Raw genomic sequence first — 15,875 nt, 5'->3', positions numbered from 1 at the left:
CCAGCACAGCAGACCCCACCGACCGGCGGTAACGCTACAAATCCATACGATCACATAGCGACATCACAGGCATATGCTCGCGGAACGCACTCTGACAAGAATCATGCGCGATCAGGTGCATTGCCACAAGGGAGGCAAGCTCGGCGATGTGGGCGGCCCTACCCTGGTCAGTGGATGGGCGTTCGTACGGTCCGGCAGATCTTCGTGTGGCTGAGTGCTTCAAGCCGCTGGATGCGTGCATCACGTCCGTATGGCCGACATCTAGCTGTGATACGTCTCGCTGCATTGTTCAACTGTTCGCTGTGGTGCTGATGGTGCGTGGGCGGCGGTGGCCGCGACCGGCCGGAGAGCCGCAGCGCGGCCAGCGACCGCCCGACGCGCGCGGGGCGCCGCAGGCGGCACGCGCCTTGATCACGTGTAGACAAGTTGCTTTCTGATCTTGGCGGACCCGGTGCCATGCCTGTTCAGACTGCGTCTGCGTATGGGGTGGAGGTAGCCCAGACGCGTTCGAAGCTGGTCAGATAAGTCGCTGCTGCGGCGGGCTGTTCGGTGGCTCGTAGGTGGATGACTGGGGCCTGAGCTGCGGGGGTGCCGTAGGCGTGGGTATTGATCAGGAGGTCGTCGTCTGCGCGATAGATGGAGTTGTAGAGCACGGTGCCGTGGAGGCGGATCTCTGCCTTGTCGATGCTGAGGAGAGGGCAGTACAGGGCGAGGGCGTTTCTGACCCGGGCGGCCATGACGGATGCTCCGATGGCCTCGTCGACGCCGCGGGTTGCCACCTGGGGGGCGTCGGGGTCGCCGAGCAGGATGCGGACATTCACGCCGGCGCGGGCTTGGGCGGCCAGGAGGCGGATAAGGCCGGTGTCCTCGGCGAGGAACAGGCCGCTGTAGGTGAGGATGCCGATCTCGCGGGTCGCGGACTGGAAGAGCTGCCTCCAGGTGACTTGAGGGACGGCCCAGCGGTGTGGGTAGACGGCTCTTACCTCGTCGGAGATAACGCGGTGCTGTTGGCTGGCTTCGGGCCACAGATTGGCCTCGTCAACGTGGAGGAGATCGGCGACGGCCCAACGGTGGCGTGGGTAGGGGATGCGGCCTTTGAGCCAGCGGTGCACGGTTTTGGGGTCGACGGCGAGGTGTGCGGCGACGTCTGCGGGCTGAAGGCGGGCGTTGTTGAGGGCGTGGCGAAGGTTGTCGTTCACGGCGCACCTCCGGCGGGACGGGCTGTTCTGCCTGCGAAGCTAACACGAGTCGTCCCTAGACGTCCCCGAGTTGGGGTGTAGAGGTTCCGCGATGCGGGCGAGTCTCGACGTACACAGAAAGTGACGGCGAGAGGACTCCTCGGTCATGAAGAACGTGAAGGAACAGCAACGCGCCTACGCTGAGCGGTTGCTGACCGCCTTGCGGGAAGAGCTGGTCGAGCGGGAGGTCACCGCGGTGCTGGTGGTGGCCGAGGATGGCCGGCCCGGCCTGGACGTGACCGACAGCCGGTTCCGTACCCGCCGGGTCTTCGTCCACGTGGCGTTCTGTTGGTTCTACTGGGGCGACCTGGAGGGTGAGCGGGTGACCTGTCTGCGTCGGGCGGTGGCGGTCGAGCGGATCGAGCAGGCCGTGCGGGACGGCTGGCATGAGGGCGAGCAGGGCGAGCTCAGCATGGACCTGAGCCGGATCTTCGACGCCTACCGCGCCTGACGGTGCTCGCCATGGCGGACGAGCGTGCGTGGCTGACGGGCGGGCGCGTCTACACGCAGCTGGCCGATCGGCTGCGGGAGCGGATAGTGGCAGGCGAGTATGCGGCAGGCGGTGTGCTGCCTTCCGAAGCGGCGCTGTGCCGGGAGTTCAGGATTGCTCGGAACACGGTGCGGCGCGGGCTGGCGCTCCTGGAGGAGGAGGGGCTGATCGTGACGGTGCCGTCCAAGGGGCGCATCGTCACGGCAGCTGCAGTCCCGCTGTCGCAAGCCCCGTACAGCTATCAGCGGATCGCAGACGAACTGCGCGAGTGGATTCGGTCCGGCGAGTTGGTTGTGGGGGCGGCGGTACCGAGTGAGCTGGCGTTGCGGCATCGCTATGCGGCCTCGCGTAACACCGTGCGGCAGGCGCTCGCGGTGCTGGAACGTGAGGGCCTGGTGGTGGCCGAGCACGGGCGGGGCCGGTTCGTGATGGGGTGAGACGTCCTGGGACGTCCTCGCGGGCAGACTGGCACAGTCCGCGCATCTCATGCTTATCGTGGACAGCGTGGGACAAGCTGAATGGGCGCATGACCTGGCCAAGGACCTACTAGAGGCGACGCTTCCCCGGCGCTGGGCGCACACCCAAGGAGTGGCCGCTCGTGCCGTGTCCCTGGCGCCCATCCTTGGCGACGAGGCCGACACGCTGACCGCCGCCGCCTACCTGCACGACATCGGATACGCCCCCGATCTAGTTTCGACCGGTTTCCATCCCCTCGACGGCGCGCGCTACCTCCGCAATGTCCACCAGGCCGACGACATGTTGTGCCGCCTGGTCGCTCACCACTCCTGCGCCGTCAATGAGGCTCTCGAACGCTCGCTGTTTGCCGAGCTCACTGCGGAATTCGGCGAAGAGGGGCCGGCACTGATCCAAGCGCTGACCTACTGCGATATGACCACCGGCCCGGACGGAAGGCATCTCGACGTCGCCGATCGCCTGGCCGAGATCCACTCGCGATACGGCTCTGGACACCTGGTGTCCCGGTCCATCACCGCGTCAACACCCTGCATCCTGACGGCGGTGCGAGAGATCGAGAGGCGGATGGCGGAGAGGATTGAGAAGCCCTAACAGAAAGATCAGCGGCGCGGTCTCGTGTTGGTCGTCATGGGCTCTGATGGGTGCGGTTGAGGGAGGGGCTGCTCCGTTCCGGGACTCAGGCGAGGCCGCGTTGTGCGCGCTCGGTCTCGATGAGCTCTTCGGCGAGTTCCTCTGGATCCACCGTGTACTCGGGGTCGTAGAGGGCGTCGTAGTCGTGCGTGCTGAGGGGTAGGCCAAGCTCGGCGAAGCAGGGTGAAGGCCGTCCGTGCGTCGGGCTTGTCGTATCGGACGCGGTCGGCGGCGCATGCTTCGGCCAGGGTGCTGCCCGCCATGCCCCCAGTACGTGGACTCGGTGTCGAGCTCGATGAAGGGCGGGGGACGGTCCGCCGGTTCGTCGGGGTGCAGTCAGTAGCCGATCCAGCCCTTGCCACCTTCTGCGACGAGCTTGACGTACTTGCTCATCTCCGCGAACGCGGCGTTGATGGTCTGCATCTCGGGGTCGGCGCGTTCGGCTTGGCTGAGGTACACAAGTTGAATTCGTAAGGTCGGTCATGGGTTTGCTGGGGTGTCGAGGGTGAGCCCGGTTTAGGCCAGACATCCGGTGAGCAGGTGTGGTCGGTATTGGATCTTCTTGAGCTTGCGCTTGATGATCCGGACGAGTGACTCTACGCATTCAATCTGTGTAAGGGATAGTTGTTCAGAGATGATGGGTCACATGAACTAGAAAAGCCCCACCTCCGAAGAGGTGGGGCTTCATGCTGTCCGGAAAGGGGAACCGGACATGATCTATGATTCATCCCGCCTGCGCGCACATTCGTGCCGTAACAGCCTTGGGTCGACTATTCTCGCCTGACTCGTAGATCTGCCACAACTGGGCAGTGACCATCGGACGGATTCTCGTCATCGGCCAGACTGGGTACATAGGCACCCGAGACTTCGATTGATCTTGATACGAAGATGTGATCGATCTTCGCTGGTCTCTCACCCTGAGGGGGACATGGGCCAATGGAAGAGGATGTTGTGGGAGTGGCCGGGCCGACGTTCTTGAAGAGGCGATACAGTGGAGCCATTTCTGGAGCTTCCGGTGTGGCATTAAAGTCGCCCAGAACAACTCGGGGGCCCCGAAAGTTCTCACGGTTGATGTCCCGGATCAACTGATTGATTTGTTTCCTGCGTACCGCTTGGTGCTCTCCGCCGCCGGTAAGATGGGTTGAGTATACGCGAATCGCTACACCATGAACGCGGATGGACGCATGAACATATCCGCGAGTTTCATCGTTATCGCGGTCATCGTCAGATTGCGCATGAAATGGCACTAGACCGATTCCGCGGAGGGGTTGTGTAGTTACGATCGCGTTGCCGTTCTCGCAGACCCATGGAGGGCGCCCTCCGCCGCGGTCATTGAGCATGTAAACGGAGTGCCACGTTCTGTCGGACTTGCCGCGTAGCCCTTCGATGACTTTGTTCCGTTCATCTTTGCACAGCTCCTGCAGACCGGCAACGCCGGCGATTCCAGCAGAATCGCCGACAGCGTCGGTGATTACATTCGCGATGCCGTCAGCATCACCCTTCTCATCCGGGTTGAACGTCATCACCCGTAGCGGAACAGATCTTTGAGTAGTCGCGCTGGCCGTGAGTGCAGTAGTGTTGCTGACATACTTTGCGGGATCAGGACCACTCGTCTCTAGCAGTGTGGCAGATGCTATAAGCCCGAGTGCCGAGATAGCGAATCTGCGTATCCGGTTCATATGCTGTCATCTCCTGAAGGGTGTCGTGGTGGCGATAACTAGTGCTCAGCAATCGACAGTGCAGCGACATTTCAATGCATCGAGACCTGTTTACTCCCTGGGGCCTGCCTAAAGAGTGGGCAGGCCCCAAGGCCTTACGCGTGTCTGCTCAGCAGCCCTCACCGCCTACATCGTGGCGGTGGTTGGCCGTCAGCCAGACGCCATCGGGAAACAGCGCCACGCTGATGCCGTGAAGGGTGCCGCTCACGCCGCAGACGTGCACCCGCTTAACGTAGGGGTCGCTGGTCGGATGGCAGTGATACCAGCGCACCCTGGTCGTGTGGCCGCTGTGCTGCCAGAACTCTTCGCAGCTCGGCAGAGCCCGAGCCGCGGCAACGCGAGACTGGCTTGCGGCGCTGATGCTGAGCGGGTTGGCACTGGCGTCTGATGGGCTAACGCTACTGGCGCCTACCAAGGCGAGCATCCCTACGGCGGCCACGCCGGTGATCACCGTAGCCCGCCGGAGGAACGTTTTAGGAATTGTCACTAGACCTCTCTCCCAGTAATTGCGGCCAGAAGGCACTCTCAACGTTTGCCCGCTGGCCGTCCTTGGTGCGACGAAGCCCAGCATGTTGACCGAGTACAGCGTTGTGAAGCAGTCAGCCAGATTCAGTTGTGCGAATACCCGCGAGGCAGCGCGGAAGTCCGCGAATCGCCGCGACTCGCGCCGGAGGACGACATGGTCCCGCGGGGTTGTCGCCCAGGTCCGCTTTTCGGAGCCACGGGATGCCGAGACCGATCCAAGGCCACCTGAGGCTCAGACCGGCTCTGGAGGTCCACGTCGGCCAGATGAACTCACCGCTCTCCTGGCGGCGGACTCGTGCAGGGAGTGGGGGTAGTCAGGGCTGTTGCCCGCATCCAGTTCGCGCCAGGCGGATTTTGGGGCGTCTTTACCACAAGCCATCCTTCAGGGTGCGGCTGATTAAGAATCACAATGCGGTTGGTCTTGTATTTGTACTTGACTGGCTCGCTATGCATGTCGGGTTGTGGATAGACCGGGGCGGGTTTTTCGGTCGTGACGTAGGCACAGAGCTGGACGGCGGTGGAGCCTGATTGGGGACTGGAAGTAGTTTCCGACGATGGGAAGTGCCTGGCCGGAGTCTCCAGCATCCCAGCCGCGCTCGGTTGTTGACTTTCTCCCGACCTGTTAAGCAGCCAGAAAATAACTCCACCGGCGACGACGGCTAGAAGCGCCGTGATCGCAACTAATTTTTTTCGCTCCATCTCCCCAAAGAGCCTCCATAGGCGCTGTGCCGGAGTGGGTTCGCTATCCGGAGGACTGGGACCATCTCCACGGTCAGGTTCGCCGTTTTTCTTGTAGTTATTAGCTTGGTGCCATGCGTCAAGCCAGAGGGGCTTGTCTGCCTCTGGCGTCGCCCCGGATGGCTGGCCGGGAGGAGGGGGAAGACTGTCCAGGTACATCAGCAGCACGCGGAATTCGTCTTGCCATGCAGGTACCGTTGTCCGGGGCGGTTTGCCCAGTTTGGGTGGCGAGATCCACCCTCTAATTGTGCTCTCTTTAAGCCTTTTGGGGGCATTGCCTGGGATTGAGGTCCAATGGGCGATTTTAGCGGGGCCGGGTCTACCATGCTTCTGGTATAGGGCGTCCCATTTGGCCCAGAGTTCGTCGATCGGGTTGTTCTGCTGAGCATCACTCACGAAGAAATTCTAGATTCTGACGCTGACGTCAGAAGCGGTAAATGGCCGAATACTTAAGAGGTTCGGTCGGGTGGACATGGCCGCGGTCGTCTGCATCGGCCTGGCGAGCGGCCCAATCTCTTCTACGGCCTGCACGTCTACTGGCGGCGCAAGGGTGAGCCCAAGTCGTTCTCCTGGTCCGACTACCAGGACTTGATCGTGGCCACTCACCAGCATTTGAACGCGCCGCTGGGTCTGGTACTGGGACAACTTGAACGTGCGCCTGGTCGGCCAACTGGCCGTGTTTGCCGCCGAGCACGCCGACTGGTTACGCATCATCCAGTTCCCGAACCTACGCCCCCGAGCGAACCCCGCCGAGGCGTCTGGTCGCTCCGGCGTCGATCCCTGGCCAACTTCGTCGTCGACGACCTGACCGGACTCGTCCGGCTCGTCAAACGCAAGCTCAAGAAGATCCAGTACCGGCCTCACCTGTTCGCCGGATGTCTCGGCCAGACGGCTCACCCTCGACACCCCGGCAAACCCATGACCGACTCTACGAATTCAATCTGTGTAGCTGATGTCGAGCAGTGGATGCGGCTGCCCGGGTTCCAGAAAGACGATGCCGAAAACGTCACGGAAGTCGGTACGGCCCTCCCACTGCGCCACCAGCATCGTGCGCAGGTCATCAGGGATCGGACGGCCGGGCAGACGCTCGTGGGAGAACTTCGCGAGCCGCTCTTGGAACATGGTCCCCTTCACTGGTCGCAGCAAGATGATCATTCACTCTACGGGCACCCAGACGACGGATGCTCATTTCGGTGAGACCTCTTCGCCGCCGGGGTCGCCGAATGCCGCCCGTATCTTGGCTGCGCCGTACTGGCCGCGCAGGATGCAGATCGGGCAGGCACATGGCGGCGTTCCGTGGGCGCCGGGCATGTAGCGCCAGCCGGTCAGCGGGTTCACTTTGCGGATTCGGTGGATCTCGCCGGCTTTGATGGGGCGTGGAATGAAGACTTCGTACCCGCGCGGGTCCGGCTGGGCCGCGATCAGCGCGGCGGCTTCGGCGCTGCTCAGGTGGGCGGGGAAGCGGTTGTAGTGGCCGACCTGCACCTGTTCGTTGTCGGGGACCCTGAAGTGCACGGCGATGAGCGTCCGTTGACCGCCTCGCCGCAGCTCGCGCACCCACTGATGCGTGGTCTGGTAAGAGGGGAGCACCGGCAGGCAATAGACGCCTGGTCCGTCGTGCCCGCCGCTTACTGCCCGGATGCCGCTGCGTCGTATTGAGCGGATGTTCTTGGCCGCGGTGATGTGCACCAGCATGGTCATCGCGGTGGACCTTTTCGAGCTTCGGCGGAGATCAACCGATGTACGGCAGAGCGGTGCCGGCTAGATAGTGCTCGATGCGCATCCGCATCGACCGGTCCATCTGCAACTCGGTGACCTGCTCGCGGGGCATCCAGCACACCTCGCGGGACTCGTCGCTCGGCGTCGGCTCGCCGCTGATCGCCTGGCCGGTCAAGACGATCGAGAACTCCTGGCGGGCCTCGCCGTTGGAGGTGTAGAGGATCACGTGCCGGGGGTCGCTGTAGGTGCCGACCAAGCCCGTGATCTCGCAGACGATGCCGCTCTCTTCGCGCGTTTCCCGGATGGCGGCCTGCGGAATGGACTCGCCGAGGTCAATCGCCCCGCCGGGAACGGCCCAGTTGCCGTTGTCGCTGCGGCGGATCATCAGGATCTCGTCCGCGGCGTTGGTGACGATGACGTTCACGGACGGGACCAGGCTGTTGGGCGCTGGGGCGTCGGGGTCGTCGTAGTAGTCGATCCGCTTGGCCATGGCTTAGGACCCTATCGGTCGTGCGCCGTCCCAGACGCGCTCGAAGCTTTCGGCGTAGGTGGCGACCATGTCGCCGCCGATGACCTTGCGTAGGTGAAGGACCGGCGCGTTCCCAGCCGGGACGCCGTAGACGTGGGTGTTGATGAGGAACTGATCGTCGGCGCGATAGATCGAGTTGTACAGGACTGTGGCATGTAGCCGGAACTCGATGTTCTCGCGTCCCTGTAGGGGTCGGTAGAGGACGAGGACGTTGCGGATCTTGGCGGCCATGCCGTCGTCGATGCCCTCGTCCTTGCCACGCTGGGCCACCTCGGTGCAGTCCGGATCACCCAACAGGATGCGTATGCGGACCCCGGCGTCGGCCTTCTCACCGAACATGCGCACCAAGCCGGTGTCATCAGCGAGGAACAACCTGCTGTAGACAAGCACGCCGATCTCTTCTGACGCGCTCGCGAACAGTCGTCCCCACACGTCCCTTGGGACGGCCCAGAGGTGCGGGTAGACGGTGACGATCTCGGACTCTGAGGCCGCCACGACCTGGTCACGGGTCAGGGCCTCCGGCCAGAGGTAGGTCTCGTCGGTGTCGAGGTAGGAAGCCACCGCAAATCTGTGCTTTCGGTACGGTGCACGCCCCTTGGTGACCCATCGTTCGACTGTTTTGGGGTCGACCTGGATCGCGTTGGCCAGGTCGGTGATGCTCACGCCCTTCTGTAGGAGGGCAGCGCGTAGCCGTTCGTTCGCCATGTCACCTGCTCCGGGGACGTCCGGGGACCTGGCCATCGTAGGCCGGACGTCTTGAACATGTCCCGTCGTGTAGTGATCTCGTCCTAACTCTCCGTCGCATTCTCGGTGTCACAAGGAAACGCCGGAGTGACCGAAAGGAGAGGTGATCAACATGAATCACGACATCTACCCCGAGCCCACCTGCGAGTGTGGGGCCCTGCTCGACGAAGGGCGGGGGAACTGCCGCAAGTGCCGGGCCCGGGACCGCTGGCTCAAGAAGCAGGCCGCCAAGCGCAAGGGCAGCAAGCGGCGCGGTGAAACCCGCCGTCCCCCGCGGGCTCCTCGCGGCCTGGCCGGGGCGGGGGTGATCTGGTCATGACCACGATCCCGCTGATCATCGCCGGAGTCCTCGGCGTCACACTGCTGGTGGGCTACATCATAGTCCTGGTCGGCATCCGCCGCGAGGACAAGGCGCTGAGCCTGCATCAGCGCCCGAACGGGGCGCCGGCCTCGCTGGCACGGAAGGTTACCGGCTGCTACGTCCGGAACGGCGTGTCGTGGACGTAGCCAACTGCTCTTCGACCTTGGCCAGCCGTGCCGACAGATCTTGGACGGCGGAGCGCAGCTCGGTCACCTCGCTCGCCAGGTCGGCCGCGGGTGCCTGGTCGGTGTCGCGGACGAACACTCCCTTGCCCTGCTGGCCGATCACCAGGCCCTCATTGCGGAGGATGCCGACGGCCATCTTCACCACCGACAACGAAGCGTCGTACTGCTCGGCGAGTTGGGCGGTTGACGGCAGCGGAGTGCCGGGCGCGAGAGAGCCGCCGCGGATCTGCGTACGGAGATCGTCGGCGATCTGCAGGTAGCCGGGGCGCCCGGTGTTCTCGACCATCGCAGTCCATCACACCACGAGAAGCGGCAACGCTTCTGGTTCACCACCGTGCCGGGCATGGTCGCCTCCACGGGCATCGTGCGGGTCAAACGCCGGTTCCAGCGCATCGCGGTGGACACCAAGCCGTTCATGTGGCTGCCGAAGCCGACCCGGCACGGCTGGCGCGTCACCCTGCACACCCTGGAAGGCCAGACACCAGGCGACTACGCCGACGCCGCCGAACCGCTCGCGCACTCCTGGGGCGTGCACGCCATCCGCGCCTCCTCGCCCAGCCCTGGGCGGGTGGTGCTGATGGCCACCATGCGAGATCCGCTGGTCAAGGTCGATACCCTGCCCGCCTCGACGGAACTGCTCAAGGTCACCGTGGGACGGCTGGAGAACGGCAAGTCGTGGACCATCGACTTCCGGACTGTGCCCCACTGGCTGAACGCAGGCGCAACTCAGTCCGGCAAATCCAACCTCGCGAACGCCCTCATCGTTGGCCTTGCACCGCAAGAGCTGGCACTGGTCGGCTTCGACCTCAAAGGCGGAGTCGAGTTCACGCCCTATAGCCCGCGCCTGTCCGCGCTGGCCACCTCACGCGCCGAGTCGGTCACGCTGCTGGAGGACCTTGTCGGCCTGATGGTCGACCGGATGGGGCTGTGCCGTCAGGCTGCTGCCCGCAACATCTGGCAGCTCCCGCCCGGCATCCGGCCGGTTCCGATCGTGGTCCTGGTTGACGAGTTGGCCGAGCTGTACCTGATGGCCGACAAGAGCGAGAAGGACGAGATCGTCAAGTCCTCGACCGCTCTGCTACGGGTGGCCCAGCTCGGGCGGGCGTTCGGCATCTATCTGTTCTGCTGCGGTCAACGCATCGGCTCCGACCTCGGACCGGGCGTCACCGCACTCCGAGCCCAGTGCTCGGGGCGGATCTGTCATCGAGTCAACGACCCGGAGACCGCCACCATGACCCTCGGCGACCTCGACCCGGCCGCCCTGGTCTCCGCCCGCGCCATCCCCGCCGAGACACCCGGCGTCGCCATCGTCGCCGGCCAGGACGGCCAGTGGTACCGCGGCCGCTCCTTCTACGTCACCGAGCAGACCGCCGAACACGCCGCCCGCACCCACGCCCACCTCGCCCCGTCTTGGGACGACATCACCAGCCACCTATCCAACCCCGTCAACGCCTGAGAGTCCGAAGGGAGGGCAACGATGCGACGCTTGGCCTGCTGGCTGCTCGACTCCGGCCCGGTTCTCGTGCTGGCCGTCATCGCCGGTGCCGGATCGTTCACCCACATCCGCGACACCGCCGCCGAGCACGGCCAGACCGGCTGGATGTCCTGGGCCGTCGCCGTCTGCATCGACCTGACCTGCGTCATGGCCGCCCGCGAACGCCAACGTGACAAGAAGACCGGAAGAGGCCGACGAGGCCTCGCCTCGTGGCCCGTCCTGGTCCTGGTCGGCGGAATCGTCCTGTCCCTGTCTGCCAACCTCGCCCAAGCCGCCCCAACCGTCTGGGGCTGGATCACCGCCGCCACCCCCGCGGGCGCCTTCCTGCTCGCCGTCTCGATGCTCGAACGCCGCGTATCCCACGCCCGCCCCGAAACAACGGAGATCCCGGAGGTCTCGTCCTCGCCCGTCCCGACACCGTCCGCCATCCCAGAACTCGTCCCCACCGACGAGCAGGACGAGGACGACCGCCAGGACGACCAGGAGGACGGTCCCGCGCCGGCACTCGTCGACTACGCACGCCGGGTCGCCGACGAACACCAGACCAAGCACGGCAAGCCCATCACCCGCGACGCCCTACGCGCCCACCTGGGCGTGTCGAACCAACTCGCCTCGGACCTGCTCCGGACGCTGCGCACCGCCTAACACAGAAGGGAGATCACCCCATGACCTGCAACCGCCGCACTGACCTCATCAACGGCCTGCTCGACCTGGCCGCCTTCCTGGAGGCTCACCCCGAGGTGCCCGTCTCCTCCTCTCACGTCGCCGTTCACCACTTCCCCGAGCACGACAACGACGACGACATGCGCGCCGAGATCGACCAGATCGCCGCACACGTCGGCTCTCTCATCGAGTTCGAGGACTCCCAGTACGGCCACTACGTCACCTCGGTCTGCTTCGGGCCGGTGGAGTACCGAGCCGTGGCCGTCCTCACCGCGGCGCGGGCCCTCCATGCAGCCGAAAGAAGCTACACCGGCTGCATTCAGCCCGACCCGGCACCCGTCACCTGACCAGCAGGGAAAGCGACCATGCGCATTCGCCTCGACGATACCCGTGCCGAAGTCATCGACGCCCTGTTCCGCCTGCGCCTGAACTTCACCGTCACCGGTGTCTCACGGCTCTACCCAGACCGAGCCAAGCCCTCCCACTGGCGCATCTACCTCACCACCACACCGCGCCAAAGGAGGTGAACAGCCCTTGATCGACGTCATCCACTATCGCTGCTGCACCTGCACCGGAACCGGCCTCGACGACGACCGCAACCGCTGCCGAGACTGCGACGGCAGCGGCATCGACAACCACGGCGCTTAACGCGCAGCGCCCCCGGCCTGGCCGCACATCCGCCAAGACGACTGCCAGGTCGAGGGCCATCCCCTCACCCGAACGAGTGAAAGGAGGCTTCCATCTTGCCTGCATGCACCACCAACCCGCACGCCCTTGCGGGCGTGATCGCCCGACTCAACGCCCCGGACTACGACCGGTGGGCCGCCCAGATCCGCGCCACCGGCGGCTGCCGCCAGCCCATCCACCTGCGCGGCAAGGTCGAACACTACGACCGCGGCACGGGCCGGCTCCTGCACTGCTACACCACCCGCAACGAGCCCGATGGGATTCTCCGCCTGCCCTGCAAGACCCGCCGCGCCTCCCGCTGTCCGGCCTGCGCGGAGATCTACCGCGCCGACACTTACCACCTGATCCGGGCAGGCCTGATCGGTGGCAAGGGGGTGCCGGAGAGCGTCACCGCTCATCCCACGCTGTTCGTCACCCTTACCGCACCGAGCTTTGGAACGGTACATTCACGGTGTGAGAAGAACGGCAAGGTCTCGCCTTGCCACGCTCGCCGCGACGCCGAAACCTGCCCACACGGGCGCGTCATGTCCTGCACCGCCAAGCATTGCCTGGACGATCCCCATCTCGGCGAGCCACTGTGCCCGGACTGCTACGACTACACCGGCTCGGTTCTGTTCAACGCCCTGGCGCCGCTGCTGTGGAAGCGTTTCGCCGATTCCCTTCGCCGCCGCCTGGCCAAGCTCGGCGGGCTGACCCTCAAGGACCTCCGCGAACACCTCACCGTCTCCTTCGCCAAGGTCGCGGAGTATCAGCGCCGCGGCGTCGTCCACTTCCACGCCGTCATCCGGCTCGACGGCCCCGGCGGTCCTGCCGCGCCACCTCCTTCATGGGCCACTGCCGATGCCCTGACCCACGCTGTACGGCACGCCGCTCACGTCGTCAGCGCCCTCGTGCCCGCTATCGATGACCAACCCGCCCGGCTCCTCAAGCGGGGGACTCAATTCGACATCCGCCCCATCACTCTGAACGGCGACCTCACCGAACAGGCCGTCGCCCGCTACATCGCGAAATACGCAACGAAGGCAGCCGAATGCGTCGGCACCCTTGACCGCCGCATCAACCCCCTCGACAACCTCGACGCCTTCAACCTCCGTGAACACCCCAAACGCGTGATCGCCGAATGCCTCCGCCTCGCCACCATCGAGGACCTGGCCGAACTGCGCCTCGCCAATTGGGCCCACATGCTCGGCTTCCGCGGCCACTTCTCCACCCGATCCCGCCACTACTCCACCACCCTCGGCGCACTCCGCGCCGCCCGCGAACACCACGCCCGCGACCACGAGATCACCACAGGCCGCCTGCCGCTCTTCGAGGAGGACACGATCCTCGTCATCAGCGAATGGACCTACGCAGGCAAGGGCTACAGCGTCGGAGACCAGATCATCGCCGCCGCAATAGCGGGGACTCGCATCCGAGACATGGCGGGTGGTGCCCGATGAGCCGCCGTGACGAACTGCTGACCGTTTCAGAGGTCCTCGCCGCGCTGGGCGGGGTCTCCCGTCGCACCTTCTACCGCTGGCGCGAGCTCGGCCGTGCGCCGGTCTGCATCCAGTTGCCCAACCTCGAACTCCGCGTCTGGCGGAGCGACCTCATGGCCTGGCTCGACTCGCGACGGGAGGCCAAGTGAAGACCACCTACGACGTGAAGCTCGGCCAGATCCAGCAGCGCTCCAACCGCGGCGCCTCCGTCTACATCGCCCGCTGGCGGGCTGCCGGCAAGCAGAAGTCGAAGAGCTTCCGGACCAGGGGACTTGCCAACGCCTTCATGTCTGACCTGCGGCAGGCGACCAAGGTAGGGGAGGAGTTCGACGTTGCCACCGGCCTGCCGGTGTCGATGCTCGCCCCCTCAGCTTCCGGCCCGTCGTTCCTGGAGTTCGCCCAGAAGCACGTGCTCGGGCGTTGGAATACCTCGGCAGCCCGGACCCGTGAGACGGATGCGTACGCGCTCCTGACGCTGGTCCCTGCCCTAGTGGCCGGCGTGCCCCGCTCTCCCTCCGCTGAGGAACTCCGGGAGGTCCTCCGGATACACGTTCTCCTCCCGGAGAACAGGCGCACCGACCTGACTACGACGCAAGCGGCGGCGTTGAGCTGGCTGGAGAGGGCATCTCTTCCACTGTCGGCGCTGGGAGAGGCGCACGTCCTTCGGGCCGCTCTCGACGCTATCTCGATCACCTTCGCCGGTGCCCCGGCAGGAGCGAACACGGTACGGCGCAAACGCGCCATCCTGCATCACCTCCTGGAGCACGCAGTAGAGCAGAAGGTGTTCAGCAGCAACCCGCTCGACGAGATCAAATGGACGGCGCCCAAGGCCGTGACGGTCATCGACCCGCGCACGGTAGTCAATCCGCTCCAGGCACGTCAGCTTCTCGACGCCGTGCCCAAGGTGGGCCGCAAGCGTGGTGCCCGACTCAAGGCGCTGTTCGCCTGCATCTACTACGCCGCACTCCGGCCGGAGGAGGCGGCGGACCTCCGGGTGAGGAACTGCACCTTGCCGGAGTCGGGCTGGGGCCTGATCGTCCTGGAGAAGGCCCGACCCCAGGGAACGAAGCGCTGGACCAACTCCGGCGAAACCCACGAGTCGCGCAGTTTGAAGCACCGTGCGGACAACGAGACGCGAGAGATCCCAATCCCGCCCGTCCTGGTCGCCACTATCCGCGAGCACCTCGCCGAGTACGGCACGGCCAAGGACGGCAGGATCTTCCGCACCGGCACCGGCGGCTCCTACTCCAGCTCGGCCTACTCCTACGTCTGGCAGGAGGCCCGCAAACTCGCGCTCACCCCGGAACAGGTCGCCTCGTCGCTGGCCGCCAGGCCGTACGACCTGCGCCACGCGGCGGTTTCACTTTGGCTGAACGCGGGCGTCCCGGCCCCCGAGGTTGCCAAACGCGCCGGTCACAGCGTTGACGTCCTGCTGCGGGTGTACGCCAAGTGCATCGACGGCCAGCAAGATCACATCAACGGCAAGATCAACAACGCCTTGGACACATAGCTCACGCTTATCCACCTTCGGTCCTGGTCCAACCGAGGGCCGATTCACATCGCGCTGCTCGCGATCCCGCGTCGTTCCGGCCAAACGCTGACACGCTGCGCCACGCTGACATACACGCGCAGCAAGAGAGAGGAGGACCATGCACGAAGAGCACTACCACCCCGCCCCGCCATCCCGAGAGGTCCGCCCGCTGCGGGACCAGTCTCGGCGCTTCGCCGCGTCCGACTCCCTCGCCTGGCGAACGTACTCGCTCCCCGCCCCGCCACAGTCGTCGACCATGCGAAACTGGGATCGCCTGGCTCGGCCGGCGCTTATCGCCAGCCTCCTGGTCTGCGTAGGCTTCGGCATCTGGTCAAGTACGTGGGGCACTGACGGTGTCTCACCCCGAACGAATGCCGCCCCGACGTCGACGCCTCGGCTAAGCGTTGCCGAACGGTCGGCCGTGCTCACCTCGCCCTTGCCATCCACGCCCACGCCTCGGACGCCTTCCCCCTCGGCGACGCCCAGCTCACGTCCCAAGGCGTCGGAGGACGAGGCGATATCGCCGGGGAACCGTCATGGATCAACGGCCCTCGATGCGCCGCGGAGGCGTCCTGAGAGTGCGTTCCGCGAGCATATGCCTGTGATGTCGCTATGTGATCGTATGGATTTGTAGCGTTACCGCCGGTCGGTGGGGTCTGCTGTGCTGGGA

General features: G+C 65.1%; 22 protein-coding genes. 13 read left to right on the top strand and 9 right to left on the bottom strand.

Annotated elements, in window-relative coordinates; genetic code table 11:
• Positions 1-464: 464 nt before the first annotated feature.
• On the bottom strand, positions 465-1,199 hold the full coding sequence (locus AB0C28_RS55680) for an XRE family transcriptional regulator (protein WP_358085582.1): 735 nt from the start codon (positions 1,197-1,199) through the stop codon (positions 465-467).
• A gap of 145 nt (positions 1,200-1,344) precedes the next feature.
• Between AB0C28_RS55680 and AB0C28_RS55675 the strand changes: the two genes are divergently transcribed.
• From AB0C28_RS55675 to AB0C28_RS55665, 3 genes are read left to right on the top strand one after another with little or no spacing between them, the layout of a single operon-like run.
• On the top strand, positions 1,345-1,689 hold the full coding sequence (locus AB0C28_RS55675; protein ID WP_358085579.1) for a hypothetical protein: 345 nt from the start codon (positions 1,345-1,347) through the stop codon (positions 1,687-1,689).
• A gap of 11 nt (positions 1,690-1,700) precedes the next feature.
• Complete coding sequence (locus AB0C28_RS55670; RefSeq protein WP_358085577.1) at positions 1,701-2,165, top strand: GntR family transcriptional regulator; 465 nt, start codon at positions 1,701-1,703, stop codon at positions 2,163-2,165.
• 49 nt (positions 2,166-2,214) lie between these two features.
• Entirely contained in the window at positions 2,215-2,793 is a 579-nt protein-coding gene (locus AB0C28_RS55665; RefSeq protein WP_358085575.1) for an HD domain-containing protein, read from the top strand.
• A 375-nt stretch (positions 2,794-3,168) separates the two neighbouring features.
• On the opposite strand, the gene AB0C28_RS55660 is transcribed toward AB0C28_RS55665, so the two are convergent.
• The 3 genes from AB0C28_RS55660 to AB0C28_RS55650 all read right to left on the bottom strand — a co-directional run bounded on the left by AB0C28_RS55660 (position 3,169) and on the right by AB0C28_RS55650 (position 6,209).
• The gene (locus AB0C28_RS55660) at positions 3,169-3,291 is read right to left on the bottom strand and encodes a hypothetical protein (protein ID WP_358085572.1); all 123 of its coding nucleotides are present in this window, start codon (positions 3,289-3,291) and stop codon (positions 3,169-3,171) included.
• A gap of 311 nt (positions 3,292-3,602) precedes the next feature.
• On the bottom strand, positions 3,603-4,355 hold the full coding sequence (locus tag AB0C28_RS55655; RefSeq protein ID WP_358085569.1) for an endonuclease/exonuclease/phosphatase family protein: 753 nt from the start codon (positions 4,353-4,355) through the stop codon (positions 3,603-3,605).
• 990 nt (positions 4,356-5,345) lie between these two features.
• Positions 5,346-6,209: a hypothetical protein gene (locus AB0C28_RS55650; protein WP_358085567.1), complete on the bottom strand. Its 864-nt coding sequence runs from the start codon at positions 6,207-6,209 to the stop codon at positions 5,346-5,348.
• Positions 6,210-6,459: 250 nt separating this feature from the next.
• Between AB0C28_RS55650 and AB0C28_RS55645 the strand changes: the two genes are divergently transcribed.
• Entirely contained in the window at positions 6,460-6,621 is a 162-nt protein-coding gene (locus AB0C28_RS55645; protein WP_358085565.1) for a hypothetical protein, read from the top strand.
• 128 nt (positions 6,622-6,749) lie between these two features.
• On the opposite strand, the gene AB0C28_RS55640 is transcribed toward AB0C28_RS55645, so the two are convergent.
• Genes AB0C28_RS55640 through AB0C28_RS55625 form a run of 4 tightly spaced genes read right to left on the bottom strand, consistent with a single transcriptional unit; the run spans position 6,750 to position 8,766 of the window.
• Positions 6,750-6,968 carry a hypothetical protein gene (locus AB0C28_RS55640; RefSeq protein WP_358085562.1) on the bottom strand — a complete coding sequence of 73 codons (219 nt, stop codon included), beginning with the start codon at positions 6,966-6,968 and terminating at the stop codon, positions 6,750-6,752.
• A 30-nt stretch (positions 6,969-6,998) separates the two neighbouring features.
• Positions 6,999-7,514, bottom strand: coding sequence for a hypothetical protein (locus AB0C28_RS55635; protein WP_358085559.1), 516 nt, complete (start codon positions 7,512-7,514; stop codon positions 6,999-7,001).
• Positions 7,515-7,545: 31 nt separating this feature from the next.
• A complete protein-coding gene (locus tag AB0C28_RS55630; RefSeq protein WP_358085556.1) occupies positions 7,546-8,022 on the bottom strand; it encodes an NUDIX domain-containing protein in 477 nt (158 codons plus the stop codon).
• A gap of 3 nt (positions 8,023-8,025) precedes the next feature.
• Positions 8,026-8,766 carry a helix-turn-helix transcriptional regulator gene (locus tag AB0C28_RS55625; protein WP_358085553.1) on the bottom strand — a complete coding sequence of 247 codons (741 nt, stop codon included), beginning with the start codon at positions 8,764-8,766 and terminating at the stop codon, positions 8,026-8,028.
• Between the two features lie 151 nt (positions 8,767-8,917).
• Here AB0C28_RS55625 and AB0C28_RS55620 point away from each other — a divergent pair, with 151 nt between their 5' ends.
• Both AB0C28_RS55620 and AB0C28_RS55615 read left to right on the top strand, forming a co-directional pair.
• Positions 8,918-9,124 (top strand): hypothetical protein, encoded by a 207-nt coding sequence (locus tag AB0C28_RS55620; protein ID WP_358085550.1) that lies wholly within the window; start codon positions 8,918-8,920, stop codon positions 9,122-9,124.
• The gene (locus AB0C28_RS55615; RefSeq protein WP_358085548.1) at positions 9,121-9,312 is read left to right on the top strand and encodes a hypothetical protein; all 192 of its coding nucleotides are present in this window, start codon (positions 9,121-9,123) and stop codon (positions 9,310-9,312) included. The genes AB0C28_RS55620 and AB0C28_RS55615 overlap by 4 nt, the downstream gene beginning before the upstream one ends.
• On the opposite strand, the gene AB0C28_RS55610 is transcribed toward AB0C28_RS55615, so the two are convergent.
• Positions 9,272-9,637, bottom strand: coding sequence for a winged helix-turn-helix domain-containing protein (locus tag AB0C28_RS55610; protein WP_358085545.1), 366 nt, complete (start codon positions 9,635-9,637; stop codon positions 9,272-9,274). The two genes, AB0C28_RS55615 and AB0C28_RS55610, sit on opposite strands and share 41 nt — an antisense overlap.
• A 57-nt stretch (positions 9,638-9,694) precedes the next feature.
• Here AB0C28_RS55610 and AB0C28_RS55605 point away from each other — a divergent pair, with 57 nt between their 5' ends.
• From AB0C28_RS55605 to AB0C28_RS55575, 7 genes are all read left to right on the top strand, one after another.
• On the top strand, positions 9,695-10,807 hold the full coding sequence (locus AB0C28_RS55605; protein WP_358085542.1) for an FtsK/SpoIIIE domain-containing protein: 1,113 nt from the start codon (positions 9,695-9,697) through the stop codon (positions 10,805-10,807).
• Positions 10,808-10,828: 21 nt separating this feature from the next.
• The gene (locus AB0C28_RS55600) at positions 10,829-11,491 is read left to right on the top strand and encodes a DUF2637 domain-containing protein (protein ID WP_358085540.1); all 663 of its coding nucleotides are present in this window, start codon (positions 10,829-10,831) and stop codon (positions 11,489-11,491) included.
• Between the two features lie 20 nt (positions 11,492-11,511).
• Positions 11,512-11,856 (top strand): hypothetical protein, encoded by a 345-nt coding sequence (locus AB0C28_RS55595; RefSeq protein WP_358085538.1) that lies wholly within the window; start codon positions 11,512-11,514, stop codon positions 11,854-11,856.
• An 18-nt stretch (positions 11,857-11,874) separates the two neighbouring features.
• A complete protein-coding gene (locus AB0C28_RS55590) occupies positions 11,875-12,036 on the top strand; it encodes a hypothetical protein (RefSeq protein ID WP_358085535.1) in 162 nt (53 codons plus the stop codon).
• 216 nt (positions 12,037-12,252) lie between these two features.
• On the top strand, positions 12,253-13,635 hold the full coding sequence (locus tag AB0C28_RS55585; protein WP_358085532.1) for a replication initiator: 1,383 nt from the start codon (positions 12,253-12,255) through the stop codon (positions 13,633-13,635).
• Positions 13,632-13,823, top strand: a complete 192-nt coding sequence (locus AB0C28_RS55580) for a helix-turn-helix domain-containing protein (protein ID WP_358085530.1) — start codon at positions 13,632-13,634, stop codon at positions 13,821-13,823. Before AB0C28_RS55585 ends, AB0C28_RS55580 begins: the two co-directional genes overlap by 4 nt.
• A complete protein-coding gene (locus tag AB0C28_RS55575; RefSeq protein ID WP_358085527.1) occupies positions 13,820-15,184 on the top strand; it encodes a tyrosine-type recombinase/integrase in 1,365 nt (454 codons plus the stop codon). Before AB0C28_RS55580 ends, AB0C28_RS55575 begins: the two co-directional genes overlap by 4 nt.
• Positions 15,185-15,875: the final 691 nt, after the last annotated feature.

It is taken from the genome of Nonomuraea sp. NPDC048892 (assembly GCF_040649735.1).
GTDB lineage: Bacteria > Actinomycetota > Actinomycetes > Streptosporangiales > Streptosporangiaceae > Nonomuraea > Nonomuraea maheshkhaliensis.
The sequence above is the reverse complement of the archived record's forward strand: the minus strand, read 5'-3'. Positions and strand labels throughout refer to the sequence as shown.

What these genes read in the sequence shown, in the direction of transcription:
- AB0C28_RS55590 (WP_358085535.1), top strand. Translation starts at nt 11,875, where the DNA reads ATGCGCATTCGCCTCGACGATACCCGTGCCGAAGTCATCGACGCCCTG.
- AB0C28_RS55600 (WP_358085540.1), top strand. Translation starts at nt 10,829, where the DNA reads ATGCGACGCTTGGCCTGCTGGCTGCTCGACTCCGGCCCGGTTCTCGTG.
- AB0C28_RS55595 (WP_358085538.1), top strand. Translation starts at nt 11,512, where the DNA reads ATGACCTGCAACCGCCGCACTGACCTCATCAACGGCCTGCTCGACCTG.
- AB0C28_RS55635 (WP_358085559.1), bottom strand. Translation starts at nt 7,514, where the DNA reads ATGACCATGCTGGTGCACATCACCGCGGCCAAGAACATCCGCTCAATA.
- AB0C28_RS55580 (WP_358085530.1), top strand. Translation starts at nt 13,632, where the DNA reads ATGAGCCGCCGTGACGAACTGCTGACCGTTTCAGAGGTCCTCGCCGCG.
- AB0C28_RS55675 (WP_358085579.1), top strand. Translation starts at nt 1,345, where the DNA reads ATGAAGAACGTGAAGGAACAGCAACGCGCCTACGCTGAGCGGTTGCTG.
- AB0C28_RS55615 (WP_358085548.1), top strand. Translation starts at nt 9,121, where the DNA reads ATGACCACGATCCCGCTGATCATCGCCGGAGTCCTCGGCGTCACACTG.
- AB0C28_RS55625 (WP_358085553.1), bottom strand. Translation starts at nt 8,766, where the DNA reads ATGGCGAACGAACGGCTACGCGCTGCCCTCCTACAGAAGGGCGTGAGC.
- AB0C28_RS55655 (WP_358085569.1), bottom strand. Translation starts at nt 4,355, where the DNA reads ATGACGTTCAACCCGGATGAGAAGGGTGATGCTGACGGCATCGCGAAT.
- AB0C28_RS55665 (WP_358085575.1), top strand. Translation starts at nt 2,215, where the DNA reads ATGCTTATCGTGGACAGCGTGGGACAAGCTGAATGGGCGCATGACCTG.
- AB0C28_RS55610 (WP_358085545.1), bottom strand. Translation starts at nt 9,637, where the DNA reads ATGGTCGAGAACACCGGGCGCCCCGGCTACCTGCAGATCGCCGACGAT.
- AB0C28_RS55605 (WP_358085542.1), top strand. Translation starts at nt 9,695, where the DNA reads ATGGTCGCCTCCACGGGCATCGTGCGGGTCAAACGCCGGTTCCAGCGC.
- AB0C28_RS55670 (WP_358085577.1), top strand. Translation starts at nt 1,701, where the DNA reads ATGGCGGACGAGCGTGCGTGGCTGACGGGCGGGCGCGTCTACACGCAG.
- AB0C28_RS55640 (WP_358085562.1), bottom strand. Translation starts at nt 6,968, where the DNA reads ATGATCATCTTGCTGCGACCAGTGAAGGGGACCATGTTCCAAGAGCGG.
- AB0C28_RS55630 (WP_358085556.1), bottom strand. Translation starts at nt 8,022, where the DNA reads ATGGCCAAGCGGATCGACTACTACGACGACCCCGACGCCCCAGCGCCC.
- AB0C28_RS55620 (WP_358085550.1), top strand. Translation starts at nt 8,918, where the DNA reads ATGAATCACGACATCTACCCCGAGCCCACCTGCGAGTGTGGGGCCCTG.